General features: G+C 72.8%; 16 protein-coding genes and 1 tRNA gene. 11 read left to right on the forward strand and 6 right to left on the reverse strand.

Annotated features, from left to right (window positions below):
• Nucleotides 1-3: 3 nt before the first annotated feature.
• Nucleotides 4-264 carry a hypothetical protein gene (locus tag ABD208_RS02740; protein WP_344099249.1) on the reverse strand — a complete coding sequence of 87 codons (261 nt, stop codon included), beginning with the start codon at nt 262-264 and terminating at the stop codon, nt 4-6.
• Between the two features lie 149 nt (nt 265-413).
• Complete coding sequence (locus tag ABD208_RS02745) at nt 414-1,331, reverse strand: phosphotransferase (protein ID WP_344099251.1); 918 nt, start codon at nt 1,329-1,331, stop codon at nt 414-416.
• Nucleotides 1,332-1,492: 161 nt separating this feature from the next.
• Between ABD208_RS02745 and nudC the strand changes: the two genes are divergently transcribed.
• Nucleotides 1,493-2,539 carry an NAD(+) diphosphatase gene (gene nudC / locus ABD208_RS02750; protein ID WP_344099253.1) on the forward strand — a complete coding sequence of 349 codons (1,047 nt, stop codon included), beginning with the start codon at nt 1,493-1,495 and terminating at the stop codon, nt 2,537-2,539.
• A gap of 131 nt (nt 2,540-2,670) precedes the next feature.
• On the opposite strand, the gene ABD208_RS02755 is transcribed toward nudC, so the two are convergent.
• Entirely contained in the window at nt 2,671-2,952 is a 282-nt protein-coding gene (locus tag ABD208_RS02755) for a mycoredoxin (protein WP_344099255.1), read from the reverse strand.
• An 83-nt stretch (nt 2,953-3,035) separates the two neighbouring features.
• Here ABD208_RS02755 and ABD208_RS02760 point away from each other — a divergent pair, with 83 nt between their 5' ends.
• From ABD208_RS02760 to ABD208_RS02770, 3 genes are all read left to right on the forward strand, one after another.
• Nucleotides 3,036-5,087 (forward strand): ATP-dependent helicase, encoded by a 2,052-nt coding sequence (locus ABD208_RS02760; protein WP_344099257.1) that lies wholly within the window; start codon nt 3,036-3,038, stop codon nt 5,085-5,087.
• 188 nt (nt 5,088-5,275) lie between these two features.
• Complete coding sequence (locus ABD208_RS02765) at nt 5,276-5,467, forward strand: hypothetical protein (RefSeq protein ID WP_344099259.1); 192 nt, start codon at nt 5,276-5,278, stop codon at nt 5,465-5,467.
• A 172-nt stretch (nt 5,468-5,639) separates the two neighbouring features.
• Nucleotides 5,640-6,038 (forward strand): WhiB family transcriptional regulator, encoded by a 399-nt coding sequence (locus ABD208_RS02770; RefSeq protein WP_344099261.1) that lies wholly within the window; start codon nt 5,640-5,642, stop codon nt 6,036-6,038.
• Nucleotides 6,039-6,044: 6 nt separating this feature from the next.
• Here ABD208_RS02770 and ABD208_RS02775 read toward each other — a convergent pair whose 3' ends face one another.
• Nucleotides 6,045-7,064 carry a ThiF family adenylyltransferase gene (locus tag ABD208_RS02775; RefSeq protein ID WP_344099263.1) on the reverse strand — a complete coding sequence of 340 codons (1,020 nt, stop codon included), beginning with the start codon at nt 7,062-7,064 and terminating at the stop codon, nt 6,045-6,047.
• Nucleotides 7,065-7,254: 190 nt separating this feature from the next.
• Between ABD208_RS02775 and ABD208_RS02780 the strand changes: the two genes are divergently transcribed.
• Nucleotides 7,255-7,794 (forward strand): YgjP-like metallopeptidase domain-containing protein, encoded by a 540-nt coding sequence (locus ABD208_RS02780; protein WP_344099265.1) that lies wholly within the window; start codon nt 7,255-7,257, stop codon nt 7,792-7,794.
• Between the two features lie 18 nt (nt 7,795-7,812).
• Here ABD208_RS02780 and ABD208_RS02785 read toward each other — a convergent pair whose 3' ends face one another.
• Nucleotides 7,813-9,192, reverse strand: coding sequence for a zinc-dependent metalloprotease (locus ABD208_RS02785; RefSeq protein WP_344099267.1), 1,380 nt, complete (start codon nt 9,190-9,192; stop codon nt 7,813-7,815).
• A 177-nt stretch (nt 9,193-9,369) separates the two neighbouring features.
• Here ABD208_RS02785 and ABD208_RS02790 point away from each other — a divergent pair, with 177 nt between their 5' ends.
• Together ABD208_RS02790 and ABD208_RS02795 are read left to right on the forward strand one after the other, a co-directional pair.
• Nucleotides 9,370-10,590, forward strand: a complete 1,221-nt coding sequence (locus ABD208_RS02790) for a YlbL family protein (RefSeq protein ID WP_344099269.1) — start codon at nt 9,370-9,372, stop codon at nt 10,588-10,590.
• Between the two features lie 109 nt (nt 10,591-10,699).
• Complete coding sequence (locus tag ABD208_RS02795) at nt 10,700-13,711, forward strand: UPF0182 family membrane protein (protein ID WP_344099271.1); 3,012 nt, start codon at nt 10,700-10,702, stop codon at nt 13,709-13,711.
• A gap of 18 nt (nt 13,712-13,729) precedes the next feature.
• Here the strand turns inward: ABD208_RS02795 and ABD208_RS02800 are convergent, their stop codons facing one another.
• Nucleotides 13,730-14,674, reverse strand: coding sequence for a nicotianamine synthase family protein (locus ABD208_RS02800; RefSeq protein WP_344099273.1), 945 nt, complete (start codon nt 14,672-14,674; stop codon nt 13,730-13,732).
• Nucleotides 14,675-14,782: 108 nt separating this feature from the next.
• Between ABD208_RS02800 and ABD208_RS02805 the strand changes: the two genes are divergently transcribed.
• The 4 genes from ABD208_RS02805 to ABD208_RS02820 all read left to right on the forward strand — a co-directional run bounded on the left by ABD208_RS02805 (nt 14,783) and on the right by ABD208_RS02820 (nt 17,901).
• A tRNA-Met gene (locus ABD208_RS02805) sits at nt 14,783-14,856 on the forward strand.
• 144 nt (nt 14,857-15,000) lie between these two features.
• Nucleotides 15,001-15,888, forward strand: a complete 888-nt coding sequence (locus tag ABD208_RS02810; RefSeq protein WP_344099275.1) for a CPBP family intramembrane glutamic endopeptidase — start codon at nt 15,001-15,003, stop codon at nt 15,886-15,888.
• A 67-nt stretch (nt 15,889-15,955) separates the two neighbouring features.
• The gene (locus ABD208_RS02815; protein WP_344099278.1) at nt 15,956-16,285 is read left to right on the forward strand and encodes a cupin domain-containing protein; all 330 of its coding nucleotides are present in this window, start codon (nt 15,956-15,958) and stop codon (nt 16,283-16,285) included.
• A 242-nt stretch (nt 16,286-16,527) separates the two neighbouring features.
• Nucleotides 16,528-17,901: an MATE family efflux transporter gene (locus ABD208_RS02820; RefSeq protein WP_344099280.1), complete on the forward strand. Its 1,374-nt coding sequence runs from the start codon at nt 16,528-16,530 to the stop codon at nt 17,899-17,901.
• Nucleotides 17,902-17,903: the final 2 nt, after the last annotated feature.

Consider the following 17,903-nt stretch of genomic DNA (forward strand, 5'->3'; position numbering starts at 1 on the left):
TTGTCAGGCCTCAGCCGCCCAGGCTCGCTGCTCGGCGGCGATCGACAGGATGATCCTGATCCACAGGACGCAGCCGACGATCATGACGACTGCCTCGTACACCGAGCTCGCGAAGAAGCCGAACCGGAATCCTGCGGCGCCAGTGGCTCCGAAAGTGATCGGCCCGCTCGTCGTGCCGAGCGCCGACGCGAGCGGGCGGACCGCCATCATCACCGCGTAGACAGCGGCGACGACGACCGCTGCCTTCGTCAGGCGCGCGTCCACGACAGGACGCCGGGCAGGCGCGAGAGACATCGGGAACTCCAGGCTTTGACGGATCGGACGCCGACCAGGCTCCCCGGCACAGCAGCGCACAACCTAACAGCCAGGCCGTCATCCGATAAGGATGAAAGCGCCCCTCAGCGAGCGGAGCGTCAGCCTTCCTCGCGCGTCGCCTCGTCCAGGTCGGCCAGCATCGCCGTCGCGTCCTCGACGACCTCCGGCAGCTTGTGCCGCACGCCGTGCAGCAGCCAGCGCGCCAGCGCCAGCTCGCCCACCAGCAGCGCGCGGTCCTGCAGGCGCGGGTCGCTCAGCTCGGTGCGGCGCAGCAGGTAGGCCTCCATGATCGAGTCCGCGGCTTCCACCGGCGCAGCCACGAGCAGCCAGGCCAGGTCGTCGGCCGGATCCGCGACCTTCGCCTCGGACCACCCCGAGATCGCCACCACGCGCCCCCGGTCCACCAGCATCTGGTCGGCGGCCAGGTCACCGTGCACGACGACGGGCTGGAACTTCCACAGCGAAACGTCCTCGAGCGCGGCCTCCCAGCGGTGCAGCAGCGTGGACGGGATGCGCCCGGTCTTCGCCGCCTCGTCGACCTCGGACATCCGCCGGTCGCGGTACTCGGCGGCGGTGTAGCCCGGCAGCCCGCACCCCTCGACCACGGAGGCCGGCAGCTCGTGGATCGCCGCGATCGCCCGCCCGAGATCCGCGGCGAGCCCCGGCCCGGGCGCGAGCGCCTCGACGTCGAGCCATTCCCCGACGATCCGCCGGTGCACCACGGCCCGCCCGCCCTCGGGCAGCAGCGCGAACCCGGCGATCTGCGGCACGACGAACGGCAGCACCCCCGTGTCCACGTACAGCTTGAGCGATTCCAGCAGCTCGATCTCCGCCTCCAGGGCGGCCCCGGCGACGGTGCTGCGCGGCGCACGCACCACCCACTCCTGATCGTCCTGGCTGGTCACGACGGCAGTGTCGTAGTCACCGGGCATGCTGTCGGTCCGGACCGACGCCGCTTCCAGCCCCGGGACGGCCGCCGTCGACAGGGCGGCGAGAGCGAGGGGAGTACGTGCCACGCCCCGAGGATAGATCCCCGGAGGTCGTCGCCGGACCAGCCACACCGGCCCTTCGCCGGTCAGGTTCCGGGAAGTCCGGGAATGCGGCGGTCCTCGATGCCTCGCCTGACGCGGCCATGGGCGTGTGGTGACGCGGGACGCTCGCGGGATACGTTCAGGACATGCTGGAGCTTCCCCTTGCGCAGGTCGCGCACGATCGTGCTGCCCACCGTCGGAGCGAGACCGGACTGGTCGAGGGCCTGCTCGCGCAGGACACGACCAAGGTGCTCCTGGTGGGTGCGGGGCGGGTGGTCGCCGCCGGGCACCGGCCCGCGCTCCTGTCGGTACGCGAGGCCGCCGACGCGGTCGGCGCAGACGGCGCACGCGCGGAGGCGGTCGTCGCCGCCGGGCGAGCGGAGGCGGACGGTGGTGCCGGCAGGGGAGCCGATGCGAGCGGCGCCGCCGGCGGGGTAGCGGAGGCGGACGGCGCCGAGTACCTCTTTCTCGGGGAAGCCGACGGCGTGTCGTACGTCGCGCGGGTGCTGCCGGAGGCGTCCGACGACGACGGCGCAGGGCTCCCCGGCGGTCTCGGCTGGATCGCGCTGCGGGACCTCGCCGACTCCGGCGATCCGCTGACCACGGGGCTCGCCGTCGAGGCCGTCGCGCTCGCGAACTGGCACGCGGTCACCACGCACTGCCCGCGCTGCGGGAAGCCCACCGAACCGGCGCAGGCCGGGTGGGTGCGCCGCTGCCCGGGCGAGGACATCGAGCACTACCCGCGTACCGACCCCGCGGTCATCATGTCGATCGTCGACGACGCCGGCCGCCTGCTCCTCGGCCGCGCCCCCACCTGGCCCGCGGGCCGCATGTCGGTGCTGGCCGGCTTCGTGGAGCCGGGCGAGAGCGCCGAGCAGGCCGTGGTGCGGGAGGCCGCGGAGGAGACGGGCGTCGTCGTCGGGCAGGTGGAGTACCGGGGCAGTCAGTCCTGGCCGATGCCCTGCTCGCTCATGCTCGGCTTCCACGCCCGCGCCGAGACGACCCGGCTGACCCCGGACACCGAGGAACTGGCCGAGGCCCGCTGGTTCACCCGCGAGGAACTCCGGGCGGCCTGCGCCGACGGCACCCTGAGCCTCCCCGGCCACGCCTCGATCGCCCGCGCGCTCATCGAGTCCTGGCTGAGCTCCTCGGCACCGCCGACGCCGGGCGATGAAATGGCCCAAGCGACCTGAGCATGCGGTCGGGAGATTGCGGATCGAGGTCGGTCCGAAGTCGAGCAGTCGGTTCCCCGGGAAGCCGACCGTACAGACATCCTGCCGACCGCTCGACAGAGGACCGACGACACCTGCTCCCTGCCACCGCCTCAGTTCGCCAGCGCGGCCTTCACGTCCGCCAGCGACGGGTTCGTCGCCGCGCTGCCGTCGGGGTAGACCACGGTGGGCACGGTGCGGTTGCCGCCGTTGACCTGCTCGACGTAGGCGGCCGTCTCGGGCCGCTCCTCGATGTCGATCACCTCGTACGCGATGCCCTCCGAGTCGAGCTGCGTGCGCAGCCGCCGGCAGTAGCCGCACCAGGTGGTCGAGTACATCAGGACGGTTCCCTCGGCGGGGATGGGCGTCGCAACAGGAGTCGTGGCCTCGGTCATCTCGCTGTCCCTTCATCGTGCACGACGGCGGTCGCGGGTGCCCCGGCCGGTTCGTGTCAGAGTCTCCTGGAAGAATCGCGGGCATGGCGACGCCCGCGCACACCCTGAACCACGCAAGGGGCCCGGTTCATCCCGATGCGATCCTCGACGCGCTCGACCCCGAGCAGCGCGAGGTCGCGCTGGCCCTGCGCGGACCCGTCTGCGTGCTCGCCGGTGCCGGCACCGGGAAGACGCGTGCCATCACGCACCGCATCGCCTACGGCGTGCGCACGGGCGTGTACAAGCCGAACGGCGTCCTGGCCGTCACCTTCACCGCCCGGGCCGCGGGCGAGATGCGCACCCGCCTGCGCGAGCTCGGCGTCGAGGGTGTGCAGGCCCGCACCTTCCACGCCGCCGCGCTGCGGCAGCTGGCCTACTTCTGGCCCCGGGTCGTGGGGGGAGCCCCGCCCCGGCTGGTCGAGCACAAGGCGCAGTTCGTCGCCGAGTCCGCACGCCGGCTGGGCCTGTCCGTCGACCGGGTCGCCGTCCGCGACCTCTCCTCGGAGATCGAGTGGGCCAAGGTCAGCCTCATGACCGCCGACGACTACGAGCGCCTCGCCCCGGCCCGCGGCCGCGCCGCGCCGTCGGGCCACGACCACCAGACCATGGCCCGTCTCATCACCATGTACGAGGACGTCAAGACCGAGCGCGACGCGATCGACTTCGAGGACGTCCTGCTCATGCTCGGCGACATGCTGAACAGCCACAAGCCGATCGCCGACGAGGTGCGCGGCCAGTACCGCCACTTCGTCGTGGACGAGTACCAGGACGTCTCACCCCTGCAGCAGTTCCTGCTCGACCAGTGGCTCGGCGGCCGCGAGGAGCTCTGCGTCGTCGGCGACCCCTCCCAGACCATCTACTCGTTCACCGGCGCCACCCCGCGCTACCTGCTCGACTTCCGCCGCCGCTTCCGCGACGCCGCCGAGATCCGGCTGGTCCGCGACTACCGGTCCACCCCCCAGGTCGTGGGCCTCGCCAACGATCTGCTGCGCCGCGCCGGGCGCGGCGCGGCGCAGGCGCTGGAACTGGTCGCCCAGCGCAAGCCGGGCCCGCCGGTCGCGTACACCGCGTACGACGACGACGAGGCGGAGGCCGCCGGCATCGCCGCCCGCGCCGCCCGGCTCATCGACCGCGGCGTCCCGGCGCGCGAGATCGCCGTCCTGTACCGCACCAACGCGCAGTCCCAGGTGTTCGAGGCCGCGCTCGCCGATGCCGGCGTCGGTTACCTCGTGCGCGGCGGCGAGCGCTTCTTCCAGCGCAAGGAGGTGCGCGACGCCATCGTGCTGATCCGCGGCGCCGCCCGTTCCGCCGATCCGGACCGGGCCATGCCCGGGCAGATCCGCGACGTCCTCGCCGCCGCCGGCTGGGCCGAGGAACCCCCCGCGGCCCGGGGCGCCGCCCGCGAGCGGTGGGACTCGATGCAGGCCCTCGTGGCGCTGGCGGACGATCTCGCCGCCGCGGCGGGCCCGGACTCGCCCGCGACGATCGCCACCCTGGTGGCCGAGCTCGAGGAGCGGGCCAAGGCGCAGCACGCGCCGACGGTCGACGGCGTGACGCTGGCCTCGCTGCACGCCGCGAAGGGCCTGGAGTGGGACGCCGTGTTCCTCGCCGGCGCGAGCGAGGGCCTGATGCCGATCTCCCTGGCCGAGACGGAGGAGGCGGTCCACGAGGAACGCCGCCTGCTCTACGTCGGGATCACCCGGGCGCGGGTCCACCTCGAGATCTCGTTCGCCCGCAGCCGCAACCCCGGTGGCCGCGCGACCCGTAAGCGCACGCGCTTCCTCGACGGGCTGTGGCCCGACGCCGAACCGGGCCGCGCCCGCCGTACCCGGGCCCGGGACTCGGCTCGCACCCAGCTGACCGGCCGGCACGATCCCGCGCTCTTCGACGCCCTGCGCACCTGGCGGGCCGAGGTGGCCCAGGAGACGAGCAAGCCTGCCTACACGATCCTCACCGACGCGAGCCTCGCCGAGATCGCGGAGCGGCGGCCGTCGTCCACGGCCGAGCTCGCCCGGGTCAACGGCATCGGCCCGGCGAAGATCGACCGCTTCGGCCCGACGGTGCTGGCGATCGTGCGGAGCGCTCCGGGCCCTTGACCAGGGCCGTGGACAGCGCTTCCACGAGGTCAGGAACCTGCCTGACGGATCCGGGAGAACTGTCAGCAAAAAACTTCGGAAAAAAAGTTGGACGATGCCTGACCGGCGTCATAGTCTGCACGTGTCCTTGAAGAAAGGGTGCCGCCGAGAAGGCGGGGCCCCGAGCGCGTGAGGAGGTGGGAAGCCCGATGGAGATCATGAAGCAGATCCAGACCTGGACGGATTCGCTGTGCGGCACGGCTGTGCCGTCTTACGCGAACCGGCCCGTCTCTGCGCGCGCGGAAATCTCCGCCCACACGCCGCGACTGCGCGGCAACGGCGTCGGCTTCCCGAAGCACAACCCCACCCCAGACTCCGCTCCAGGAGCGCATCCGGCTTAGACCAGCCGGAGCACCCAGGCCGCGGAGTCCACCCAGGATCCGCGGCCTGATTTTTTTCTCCCGCAACGTCCCGGCCCGACCCGGCCGGACGGACGGGAGAAGGACGGCACTGGATCCTGCATCACCAACGTTCACCGACGACGTTCATGCAACAGGATCTCAGGAGACAACCGTGCGCCTCACTGCGCTCCTTGACACCCTTCCCCAGGGCGGATCCGGCCCCTGGACCCCTTCGACCGGCAACCTCTCGACACACCCCGTCACGAGCGGTCCCGCCGACACCCGCGAGTTCGACCGGATCATGGACTCGCTGCTGCCGTGCCGTACCAACGACCCCGAGCTCTGGTTCGCCGAGCACGCCACCCAGGTCGAGCAGGCGAAGGCACTCTGCCGTGAGTGCCCCCTGATCGACGGCTGCCTGGCCGGTGCCCTCGAGCGGAACGAGCCCTGGGGCGTCTGGGGCGGCCAGGTCTTCGTCGACGGCGCCGTCGTGGCGCAGAAGCGGGGCCGTGGCCGGCCCCGGAAGTCGGCGCAGGCCGCGACCGCCCCGCAGGCGGTCGTGGCCGCCTGACCGGCGTCAGGGCGTGAGGGTGATGCAACCGCACCGCGGATGCGGATCGACGCGCCGGACCCGGGGCAGGCATTCCGGTAGCGAGATCTCGAGGCAGGAGCCGACGGCCGTCGGCCGGTGCCCGTCCAGCTGGGCGAGCACCTGGCCGGCGGCCGTCGCCGCTGCCAGGGCGCTGAGCGCCGCCTCCTGCGGTTGCTCGGGGCCGCGCCGCAGCTGCGCGCCGATCAGGTGCCAGTCGCCGTCCTGATCGGCGCGCACCGCGTCGAGGCACCCCACGCAGGTGCTGTGGCCGGGCCGGACGAGCGGCCCGACGACGACGTCCGCCTCCCGCACCACGATCGGCAGGTGCGGGATGCCCGCGCTCATCAGCCGCGCGAACCGGGCGGGCAGCGTGGCCCGGGACTCGACCACCACGGCCAGGTCCGGCTCGGGGTCGCCGTCGGTCAGCACCTCGACGGCCGGGGACCGCCCGGCGACGACGCGGGCGAGTGCCTCGTCCCGGGCCTGCCCCACGTCCTGTTCCGTGAGCGCGCCGAGCCCGGTGTCGGCGGTCTGCACCGGCCGGGGATCCACCAGGGCCAGGCGCCCGACGCCGGCCGCGGCGAGGAGCAGCGCGATCACCGACCCGATGCGGCCCAGCCCGGTGATCGCCACCGTGGCCGCGGCGCGGCCCGCGAGCGTCGCGAGCCCGGCGCCGTCGGGCCGCAGCACGCCGAGGGCGCGGGCGTCGGCGGTCGCCGCACCGGGCCCGGCGCCGTGCTCGGCCGACGGCGCCACCAGCATCCCGGCCCGGGCGAGCACCCCGAGGATGAGATCGCGGCGGTGCGGTGTCACCCCGCGGCGGGCGGCCGACTGCCCGGGCGAGACGTGGCGGCGCTCGGTGAGATCCCGCAGCCACGAGCCCTCGACCGGGGTCAGGCCGTCCAGGACGACCGACCAGCGGGGGTCGGTCCCGCACTGCACGGATCCGTCCGACCGCATCAGCACCGGGGTCCCGGGGCGCAGACGCATCGTGGCGGCCTCCATGTGGCTCCTCCGGGCTCGTGCTCAGGTCGGGACGGCCTCGTGACGGGCCGGGTCCACGGTGCCACCACCGGAGGGAGGTTGCTCTTTATCCACAAGCAGGCTCGCCGAGGGCGGAAATGTTTGTCCACAGTTTTTCTTGGACAGGGCGTGTTCTTGACTGCTTCCCGCCGATAACCGCTACGGTCATGCTGTGGCCCACGACGCTCCGACGTCCGTGGAGGTGCGCCGGAGCCGCCGTCGTACCGCTACGGTCAGCGCGTATCGCGACGGTGACAGAACCATCGTCGCTATTCCCGCGCGCTTCTCGCGGGCCCAGGAGCGGGAATGGGTGGCGAAGATGCTCGCCCGCCTCGACGACAAGGAGCGCCGCCGCAAGCCGTCCGACGACGAGCTGATGAGCCGGGCCGAGGCGCTCTCCGAGCGCTACCTCGGCGGCCGCGCGAAGCCGTCCAGCGTCCGCTGGGCCTCGAACCAGGGCCGGCGCTGGGGTTCGTGCACGCTGCTGGACGGTTCGATCCGGATCTCGACGCGGGTCCAGGGCATGCCCGGCTGGGTGCTCGACTACGTGCTGCTGCACGAGCTGGCCCACCTGCTGCACGCGGGCCACGGCCCGAGCTTCTGGAAGATCCTGGAGGCCTACCCCAGGACGGAACGCGCCCGCGGTTTCCTGGAGGGCGCGTCCTTCGTCCAGGACGACGCCGGGACACCGACCTCGGACGAGGAGGACTGAGACGGGGCCGGCCCCTGCTCAGCCCTCCTCGCCGAAGATCTCCTTCAGCGCCGCGTCCACGTCCGCGTGCTCGTCGGCTGACGCCGCCCGGCGCGCCGGGTAGCCGGCCGGATCGTCCAGGTCCGCGGCCACCGGGAGCAGGTCCGGGTGGTCCCAGACGCTGTCGCGGGCGGCCGGGCCGCCGTCGTCCATCAGGACCGTGAAGAGGCGGGCGGCGTCGCGCGAGCGGCGCGGCCGGAGCTCCAGCCCGACGAGCGTGGCGAACGTCTGCTCGGCGGGGCCGCCGGCGGCGCGGCGCCGCCGGATCATCTCGCGCAGCGGGACCGAGTGGGGCAGGTGGGGGAGCGCCGCCGCGGCGGCGACCTCGTCGACCCAGCCCTCGACCAGGGCGAGGGTGGTCTCCAGGCGCAGCAGGACGGCCTTCTGCTCGTCGGTGTTCTGCAGGCCGAAGACGCCGCCGGACAGGGCGCCGCGCAGGGCGTCCGGGTCGGACATGTCGATGTCACGCACCTGGGACTCCAGGACGTCGAGATCGATGGTGATGCCGCGCGCGTACTGCTCGACGATGCCCAGCAGGTGGCCGCGCAGCCACGTGACGTGGGTGAAGAGGCGGGTGTGGGCGGCCTCGCGCAGGGCGAGGAAGTGGCGCACCTCGCCGGGCGGGGCGTCCAGGCCCTCGGCGAACCCGTCGATGTTCGTCGGCAGGAGGACGGTGTGCGGCTCGTCGAGCAGCGGGAGGCCGATGTCGGTGGCGCCGAACACCTCACGGGAGAGGGTTCCGGCGGCCTGGCCCACCTGCATGCCGAACACGGCGGAGCCGAGCCGGCGCATCATCGTCGCGGGATCCATGCCCAGGCCGGCCAGGGCGCCGGCCGGCATCCCGGGCATCGCGACGCCGTCGTCCACGCCCTCGGGGAGCTGGTCCGCGAGCACGGTGGCGAGCGCGTCGGCGACCGACGTCGCCACCGGCGCGGCCAGCTTGTTCCAGGCGGGCAGGGTCGCCTCGACCCACTCGGACCGGGACCAGGCCCGCGACGTGCCGACCGACGGCGGCAGGTCGGTGACGGCGTCGAGCCACAGCTCCGCGACCGACAACGCGTCGGTGACGGTCCTGGCCTGCCCGCCGGTCAGGGACGGGTCCCCCTCGGCGACGGCGACCTGACGCGCGACGTCGTGCGCGACGTCGGAGTTGACCGGGCCCGCGCCCGGCGCCGACAGCATCCGCTGCACCTGGGCCAGGGCGTACTGCATCATTATCGGATCCGGGTTGCCGGACATCGTGGACGGGTCGAAGCCGCGCGCCCGCATCTCGGCGAGCACCTCGTCGGCGCCGTCGCCGAGCACGGAACGCAGCATCTCCTCCCAGGGCTGATCACCCGGGTCGCGATTCTCGGTCATGCTGCTCCTCGTTCGTTCGGGCGGGACCTGCCGTGCGGGGTCCCTGACCGCTGGGGACGGTCCGTGGCCACCGTATCCACGGATGAAGAACCGCGGGGACCTCGTGGCGGGTTCCCGACTTCGCTCTGGGCGCACAACGCGGGCGCCGGACGCGGCACACAGGGATCATCGAGCGGGATGAGGGATGATGAGCCGGTGACGTCGAGCGACCTGGAGAACGCAGCGCAGTCCGGAGCGGGGCCCGGGGCGCGGGCGGGATCACCGCCCGCGGCCGGCGAGCTACCCGGCGAGGGCGCGGACCTGACCGCGGCGTCCGCCGGACACCCGCCCGCACCGCCCGTCACGCGCCGCACCGTCACGCTGGGCGTCTCGCTGCTGGTGACCGCCGCGCTGGCGGCGGTGGCCCTCGTGCTTCCCGTGCCGTACGCGGTGCGCGCGCCCGGGCCCACGCAGGACACGCTGGGCGAGCAGGACGGCAGGCCGCTGATCGAGATCGAGGACGCTCGCACGTACGAGTCCTCGGGACAGCTCCGCCTGACGACGGTCTCGGTCTCCGGCGGGCCGGGCTACCCCGTCACGGCGGGCCAGGCCGTGCAGGCGTGGGCGGACCCGACGCGTTCCGTGGTCCCCGTCGAGTCGGTCTTCCCCGAGGAGACCAGCGCCAAGGAGCAGAAGCAGCTGAGCCAGGCGGAGATGCTCACCTCCCAGGAGTCCGCGACCGCCGCCGCGCTCACCGAGCTCGGGCGGGAGGTGCCGGCCGTCCTGAAGGTCGCCGGCGCCGAGCCCGGGACCGGGGCCGACGGCGTGGTCCGCGAGGGCGACGTCGTCGTCTCCTTCGAGGGCGAGCGCGTGCCGACGTACGCGGCGCTCATCGAGCGCCTCGCGGCGACGACGCCGGGGGACGACGTCGTCCTCGGCGTCGAACGCGACGGCGAGCCGAAGGACCTGACCGTCACGACCGGCAGGGCCGAGGGCGAGGACCGCGCCGTGATGGGCGTGTACATCGACCCCGAGTACGACTTCCCGGTCGAGGTGAAGATCCAGATCGAGGACATCGGCGGGCCGAGCGCCGGCACGATGTTCGCGCTGGGCGTCATCGACAAGCTGACCCGCGAGGACGAGGCGAACGGCGCGCGGATCGCCGGCACCGGGACGATGAGCCCCGAGGGCGTCGTCGGGCCGATCGGCGGCATCGAGCAGAAGATGCACGGCGCGCTGCGCGACGGCGCCACCTGGTTCCTCGCGCCCGAGGGGAACTGCCCCGAGGTGGCGGGGAACGTCCCGGCCGGGCTGCGGGTGGTCAGCGTCGCGACCTTGCACGACGCGCGGGAAGCGATGACGGCGATCGGTGCCGGCACGGGGGACGAGCTTCCCACCTGCTCGCAGCAGGCGTCCTGAGGCCGTCGCACCGGCGATCATTGTGGGAACCTTGTGTCCGTCCCGCCCGTTGCCCCTGGGTAGCACAGTCAGCCGACGTGAGTTCGACGAGAGTTGAGGTAACAACGCCGTGTCCTTCGCCGTACCGCGACCCCGCCCAGCGGGCCCTCCCCCTGCTCGCCGACGCAGTCCCCTCGGGGTGGCGATCGTGGTGGTCGCCGTCGTGGTGGTCGCACTCCTGTTGATGGCCCAGTTCTGGACCGAGATCCTCTGGTTCGACCAGCTCGGCTACTCCCGCGTCATCTGGACCAACTGGCTCACCCGCGGGCTCCTGTTCGTGCTGGGCTTCGTGGTGATGGGCGGGGCGGTCTTCGCCTCGTTCGCCGTCGCGTACCGCTCCCGGCCGATGTACGTGCCGAGCGCCGAGCAGGTGACGCTCGAGCAGTACCGCGAGGCGATCGAGCCGCTGCGCCGGGTCGTGACGTTCGCGGCGCCGGTGCTGGTCGGGTTCTTCGCGGGGGTCGCGGCGTCGGCCCAGTGGCAGGACGTCCTGATGGCGCTGAACGCCGAGTCGTTCGGCGAGCGGGACCCCGAGTTCCACATGGACATCTCGTTCTACGTCTTCCTGCTGCCCGCGCTGCGGAGCCTCACCGGCTTCCTCATGGCGGTGGTCATCATCTCCGGCATCGCCGCGATCGTGACCCATTACCTGTACGGCGGCCTGCGGGTCGGCCCGGCGCAGGGCAACCTGCCCCGCACCACGAGCGCGGCGCGCATCCATCTCGCGTCGCTCGGCGCGGTCCTGATGCTGCTGTTCGCCGCCAACTACTGGCTCGACAGGTACTCGATCCTCAGCGCGGCCGGCGACAGGTTCGACGGCGCGACCTACTCCGACGTGCACGCGGTGATCCCGGCCAAGGGCATCCTGGCGGTCGTGGCCCTGCTGGTCGCGATCCTGTTCGTCCTGGCCGCCGTGCGCGGCAACTGGCAGCTGCCGGCGATCGGCGTCGCCCTCATGGTGGTCTCCGCGGTCGTGATCGGCGGGATCTACCCGGCCGTCGTCCAGCGCTTCCAGGTCAGCCCGAACGCGCAGGAGCTGGAGCAGCCCTTCATCCAGCGCAACATCGACGCGACGCTCAAGGCCTTCGACATCGACGACGTCGAGACGCAGACCTACAACGCCACGACCGAGGCGGTGGAGGGCGCGCTGCGCGACGACGCCGAGACGACGGCGTCGATCCGCCTGCTGGACCCGGAGATCGTCTCGCCGTCGTTCCGGCAGCTGCAGCAGAACAAGCAGTACTACAACTTCAGCGACTCGCTCGCCGTGGACCGCTACGAGATCGAGGGCGAGAGCCGCGACACGGTGATCGCGGTGCGCGAGCTCAACCAGGACGGCCTGGGCTCCGACCAGCGCAACTGGGTCAACGACCACACCGTGTACACGCACGGCTACGGCGTCGTGGCGGCGTACGGCAACCAGCTCGGCCAGAACGGTCAGCCCGCGTTCTTCGAGGGCGGCATCCCGTCCGAGGGCGCGATCACCGACCTCGAGGGCCAGTACGAGCCGCGCATCTACTTCTCGCCGTCGACGACGACGTACTCCGTGGTGGGCAAGCCGGACCCCGAGAAGGATCCCTGGGAGCTCGACTACCCGGCGGACGACACCGACGAGGGCGACCAGGTCAAGAGCACGTTCACGGGCGAGGGCGGCCCGGAGGTCGGCTCGTTCGGCAGCAAGCTGCTGTACGCGCTGAAGTTCGGCGAGGAGCAGCTCCTGCTCTCGGACCGCGTGACCGAGGAGTCGCAGATCCTGTACGACCGCGACCCGCAGCAGCGCGTCGCGAAGGTCGCACCATGGCTCACCCTGGACAAGCAGGTGTACCCGGCCGTGGTCGACGGGCGCGTGAAGTGGGTCGTCGACGCCTACACGACGACGAACCAGTACCCGTACTCGGCCTTCACGCAGATGCAGGAGGCGACCACCGACACGCTCACCCTGGAGCAGGACGCCACGGCACCGGTGAACCTGCCGGCCGAGGTGAACTACATCCGTAACTCGGTCAAGGCCACGGTCGACGCCTACGACGGCTCGGTGGACCTGTACGCCTGGGAGCCGGAGGACCCGGTGCTCAAGACGTGGCAGAACGTGTTCCCCGGCTCGATCAAGCCGATGTCGGACATCTCCGGTGAGCTCATGAGCCACGTGCGGTACCCGCAGGACCTGTTCAAGGTGCAGCGCTCGCTGCTGACCGAGTACCACGTCACCGACGCGAGCGACTTCTTCTCCGGCAACGACTTCTGGACCAACCCGGAGGACCCGGCCGCGGAGGCGACCGTCAAGCCGCTGCAGCCCCCGTACTACCTGACCCTGCAGATGCCGGGCCAGGAGGAACCGTCCTTCTCGCTGACCTCGACGTTCATTCCGGGCGGTAACACCCCGCGCGAGGTGCTGACCGGCTTCCTGGCCGCGGACGCGGACGCGGGGTCGGCGGAGGGGGAGAAGGCCGAGGGCTACGGCACGCTCAGGTTGCTGGAACTGCCCCGGGACACCACGGTGCCGGGCCCCGGGCAGGTCCAGAACAACTTCAACTCGGACCCGGACGCCGGTGAACAGCTGCGCATCCTCGAACAGGGCCGCTCGACGGTGCTGCTCGGCAACCAGCTCACCCTCCCGGTGGGCGGCGGCCTGGTGTACGTCCAGCCGGTGTACATCCAGTCGGCCTCGGGCACGACCATCCCGCTGCTGCACAAGGTGATGGTGGCGTTCGGCGACGAGATCGGCTACGCGGACACCCTGGACGAGGCGCTCGACCAGGTCTTCGAGGGCGACTCGGGGGCCGAGGCGGGTGACGCCGGCGGCGATACCGCGGGGGCACCGGCCCCGACCGACGAGCCCACGGCGGAGCCGACCGACGAACCCACGGGTGACCCGGCCGACGAGCCCACCGAGGAGCCGACGGAGCCCTCCGACGCGCCCACGGGCGATGTCGCCGAGGCCCTGACCCGGGCCTCGGAGGCGATCCAGGAGGCCGAGCAGGCGCAGCAGGACGGCGACTGGGCGGCCTACGGCGAGGCCCAGGAGAAGCTGCAGGAGGCGATCGAGGACGCGGTCGCGGCCGAGGAGGCCGCGGCGGAGTAACGCTCCGGCAGGCTCGGCTCACACCCGGCGGGCGACGATCATCGAGTTGATGACGTCGCCCCCCGGGTGTTCCACGTCCAGCACCTCGAAGCCGTCCATCGTGCCCGGATCGATCTCCGGGTACAGCAGCGCGCGCAGCCCGTGCGCGCTGCGCGCCAGCAGGAGCGCCCCCGGTCGCATCCGCGCGGCGAGCGAACGGATCAGGCCGGCCTTCGCCGCCGTCGTCGTCCCGACGAGCGCCGCGAGGACCACGAGGTCGTGGCCGTGCAGGGGGACGCGTTCGGCGTCGTCGTGGACGACGACGCCGCCGGGCGCGGGTGCGACCTCCGGCCGGCCGCCGGCGGCGGGCCCGCCGACCTCCGGGAGGCCGGGCGCGCCCGGATCCGCGGGCGCGGGGAGCGTCGCGAGGAACGCGCGCGCGGCGGCGACCGCGGACGCGTCCCGGTCCACGGCGACCGTCCTGGCGCCGAGCCCCGCGGCGTAACCCGTGGCGGTCAGCGGCAGCGGCCCGCACCCGAGGACGACGACGGACGCGGGCGCCCCGGCGGTCAGGTGCCGGCGCAGCAGGGCGAGTTCCAGGCCGATCAGCTCGCGGTAGTTGCCGAGGTACGGGAACCGGGCGAGCTCGGCCGGCGGCTCCGGCGCGCCGGCGATCCGCTCCGCCCAGTGGGCCTCGAGCGCCGACTCCCCGCGGGCGCCGAGGGAACGCAGCCGCTCGGCGCGGGCGCGGACCGCCGGGTGGGCGACGACCCGGCGGGCGGCGGCGGGCGGCGTCGTCGTCACGGTACGGACCACGGCGCCGAACAGATGGTTCGTGGCCGGGCCCGGCGCCAGCGAGTCGAGAGCCGCCAGGCGGTCCGTGAGGTGGGCGAGCCGTTCGGCGACGGCGTCCGCCTCGGCCGTCGCCGCCTGGTCCTGCTCGGCCTCGGCGCGGGTGGAGGGGGAGGTCACGTCGGCGGGCATGAGCAGGAGCCTGGCACGTCGGAACGGTTCGATCACGTGTGACCTGCGTCTCCACGGCCGGATCGAGTTGCGTTCGCCGTCCCGGTCGCGTAATGTTCATTTCACCGACGCGGGGTGGAGCAGCTCGGTAGCTCGCTGGGCTCATAACCCAGAGGTCGCAGGTTCAAATCCTGCCCCCGCTACAAGATCAGGCCCGGAGATCATAGATCTCCGGGCCTGAGTACTTTTGCCGCACCGGTGTCGTGCCGGATCCGGGGGCGCACCCCCGGAGCGGTACGGCGGCTGGCCCCAGAGACCGTGTCGTCCGGGCTGCCTACGGTCGGGGCATGGACATCTCGCCTGGAAAACGGCCCGTGCGCTCCGTCGGCCGGCGGCTCGCCGAGTTCGGCGTCGTCTGCCTGGTGCTGACCTGTGCGCCCTTGATCTGGCTCGTCGCCTCCGGGGCGGAGATCGGCACCGGCGCCGGACGGGCGGCCTTCGCGGTCGCGACCTTCGGGCCCACCCTGGCGGCGTTCGTGATGTGGGTCCGGTACCGCGAACGGCATCCGGGCCCGCGGGTCCGGTGGTCGCCCGGCTGGCCCGTCGCCGCCGTCGTCCTGGGTGCCGCCGCCCCGTTCCTGGCGGGCCTCGTCTCGAGCGGCGGCGACCTGGCGGCGATCGACGCGCACTCCCGCGCGGCGATCGCCTCGGCCGGCGGGCTCGCGGGCGCGCTGGCGTTCACGCTCCTGGCGGGCCCCGTCTCCGAGGAGTTCGGCTGGCGGGGGTACGTCCAGCCGTGGCTCCGGCTGCGCCACGGCCGACTCGTCACGGTGCTCGCGCTCGGCGCGATGTGGGGAGCGTGGCATGTCCCGCTGTTCCTGGTTCCCGGGACCGGGCAGCACGAGCTGGGCCTGCTCACCCCGGGTGCGCTGATCTACTTCCTGGAGATCCTCCCGGTCACCTACCTCATCCTGTTCGTCTCGGAACAACTGCGCGGCGGGGTTCCCGCGGCGATCCTGCTCCACGCGGCGTGGAACCTCGCCGGCGAACTGGTCCCGAAGGCGGGCGTGCCGGGCCAGCTGATCGAGCTCGGCGTCGTCGTCGGCCTCGCTCTGGCCGTCGCGGGAGCCGCCGCCGTGAGGGGCGGCGGCACCGCGCCCGCGGCTCCGGCCGCGGAGCCGGCGGCACCCGTGTCTCCGGCCGCGGAGCCGGCCGCGCCCGCGCGGACGAGCTGATCCGGGACTCTGACCGGCGGCCGGAGGGGGAGCGATGAGTTCCCCGCTCCGGCGTCGTCCACCCCGCATGAGCATCGAACTGATCGAGCAGGACCAGCTGCCGGGCGGGAATCTCGAGGGCTACCTCCACGGGTCGTCCGTGTCGATGATCTTCGAGCGGGACGCGCCGCCCGGTTTCGGGCCGCGGCTGCACCGGCACCCGTACGACGAGACGTTCGTGCTGCGGTCGGGCCGCGCGTTGTTCACGGTCGGCGACGAGCAGATCGAGGCCGTCGGCGGCCAGATCCTCGTGGCGCGGGCCGAGGTCCCGCACAAGTTCGAGGTCGTGGGCCCGGAGCCGTACAACGCGGTGCACATCCACGCCGGGGACCGCTTCGAGACGGAGTGGCTGGAGTAGCCGGGGCCGGTGAGAGGGCGGGTTCACCGGGCTTCGTACCACACGTCCGACGCCGTTGCCGCGCAGGCTCTCACCCGCCCTCTCTCGCCGCGGACCCCAACCCCTCGGGTATCTGACCGGCCGTGATCCACTCTAACGCAGATCGAACACACGTTCTACCACGGCATCACGATCCAGCCGTCGAGACGTCGGGCGAATCGATTCGACAACGCCCGATCCACGGCCCTACGATCTCCGCTGAGATGACCAGGAACCTCACGGCCGGCCCACCCGCCCGCCTCATCGTGCGCTTCGCGTTGCCGCTGCTCGCGGGCAACCTCTTCCAGCAGCTCTACCAGTTCACCGATGCGATCGTCGTCGGCCGCCTCGTCGGCGTCGACGCGCTCGCCGCCGTCGGCGCCACCGGGTCGATCGTCTTCGTGCTGATCGGGATGTCCTGGGGATCGGCCGCCGGCCTGGCGATCCCCGTCGCCCGCGCCTTCGGTGCCGGGGACGACGCCGCGCTGCGCCGGGCCCTGGCGGCGGGCAGCGCCGTCTCGGCCGCCCTCGCGCTCCTCATCACGGTGGTGGGCGTCGCGACGGCCCGGCCGTTCCTGGACCTGCTCGGGACGCCGCCGGAACTGGTCGACGACGCCGCCGCGTTCCTGGTGGTGACGTTCCTGGGCGCGCCGGTGGCCGTCGCCTTCAACTACCTGACGTCGGTCGTCCGGGCCGTGGGCGACAGCCGGACGCCCCTGGTCGTCCTCGTCGCGGCCTGCGTGCTGAACGTGGGCCTGGTCCTCGGCTTCGTCGGGGTGCTCGGGCTGGGGGTGGGCGGGGCGGCGTTCGCCACGGTGCTCGCGCAGTTCCTCGCCGTGCTGCTCTGCCTGGTGGTGATCCGCGGCCGTATCCCGCAGCTGCGCCTGCGCCGCGAGGACTGGCGCCTGCGCCGGGAGGACTTCGGCGAGCCGCTGCGCCTCGGCACCTCGATGGGGCTGCAGATGTCGGTGATCGGCATCGGCACGGTCATCCTGCAGTACGGCGTCAACGGCCTCGGGGCCGACGCCGTCGCCGCGTTCACCGCCGCGGTCCGCGTCGAGCAGCTCGGGATCGCCCCGCTCAACTCGTTCGGCGCGGCCCTGGCGACCTACGTCGCGCAGAACCGCGGGGCGCTGGACTGGCTGCGCGTCCGGCAGGGCGTGCTCCGCACCACCTGGATCAACTGCGGCGTGGCCGTCGCGCTCGGGCTGGTGGTGATCGCGCTGGGCGTGCCGATCGTACGGCTGTTCGTCGGCGACGGCGTGCCCGGGGTGGTCGCGATGGCCCACCAGTACCTGGTGATCAACGCCTGCCTGTACGTCTTCCTCGCGCTGTTGTTCGTCTACCGCAACACGATGCAGGGACTCGGCAACGCGTCGTCGTCGACCGTGTCGGGGATCGCCGAGCTCGTGCTGCGGTCCGTCGCCGGTCTCGTCCTCATCCAGCAGTTCGGCTTCCTCGGGGTGTGCCTCGCCGCCCCGCTCGCCTGGATCGGCGGACTGCTCCCGGTGGCCGCCGCCTGGTTCTCGGCGCGCCGCGACCTGGTCGGCGTCGTCGGGCGAGGGGCCGCGGCCCCTCGCCCGACGACGCCGCGCTGACG

Origin of the sequence: Myceligenerans crystallogenes (assembly GCF_039529775.1) — a bacterium.
GTDB classification, from domain to species: domain Bacteria; phylum Actinomycetota; class Actinomycetes; order Actinomycetales; family Cellulomonadaceae; genus Myceligenerans; species Myceligenerans crystallogenes.

Excerpts from the sequence above, each read along its gene's own strand:
- nudC (WP_344099253.1), top strand. The coding sequence starts at position 1,493 with ATGCTGGAGCTTCCCCTTGCGCAGGTCGCGCACGATCGTGCTGCCCAC.
- ABD208_RS02755 (WP_344099255.1), bottom strand. The coding sequence starts at position 2,952 with ATGACCGAGGCCACGACTCCTGTTGCGACGCCCATCCCCGCCGAGGGA.
- ABD208_RS02760 (WP_344099257.1), top strand. The coding sequence starts at position 3,036 with ATGGCGACGCCCGCGCACACCCTGAACCACGCAAGGGGCCCGGTTCAT.
- ABD208_RS02765 (WP_344099259.1), top strand. The coding sequence starts at position 5,276 with ATGGAGATCATGAAGCAGATCCAGACCTGGACGGATTCGCTGTGCGGC.
- ABD208_RS02775 (WP_344099263.1), bottom strand. The coding sequence starts at position 7,064 with ATGGAGGCCGCCACGATGCGTCTGCGCCCCGGGACCCCGGTGCTGATG.
- ABD208_RS02785 (WP_344099267.1), bottom strand. The coding sequence starts at position 9,192 with ATGACCGAGAATCGCGACCCGGGTGATCAGCCCTGGGAGGAGATGCTG.
- ABD208_RS02790 (WP_344099269.1), top strand. The coding sequence starts at position 9,370 with ATGAGGGATGATGAGCCGGTGACGTCGAGCGACCTGGAGAACGCAGCG.
- ABD208_RS02800 (WP_344099273.1), bottom strand. The coding sequence starts at position 14,674 with ATGCCCGCCGACGTGACCTCCCCCTCCACCCGCGCCGAGGCCGAGCAG.
- ABD208_RS02810 (WP_344099275.1), top strand. The coding sequence starts at position 15,001 with ATGGACATCTCGCCTGGAAAACGGCCCGTGCGCTCCGTCGGCCGGCGG.
- ABD208_RS02815 (WP_344099278.1), top strand. The coding sequence starts at position 15,956 with ATGAGCATCGAACTGATCGAGCAGGACCAGCTGCCGGGCGGGAATCTC.
- ABD208_RS02820 (WP_344099280.1), top strand. The coding sequence starts at position 16,528 with ATGACCAGGAACCTCACGGCCGGCCCACCCGCCCGCCTCATCGTGCGC.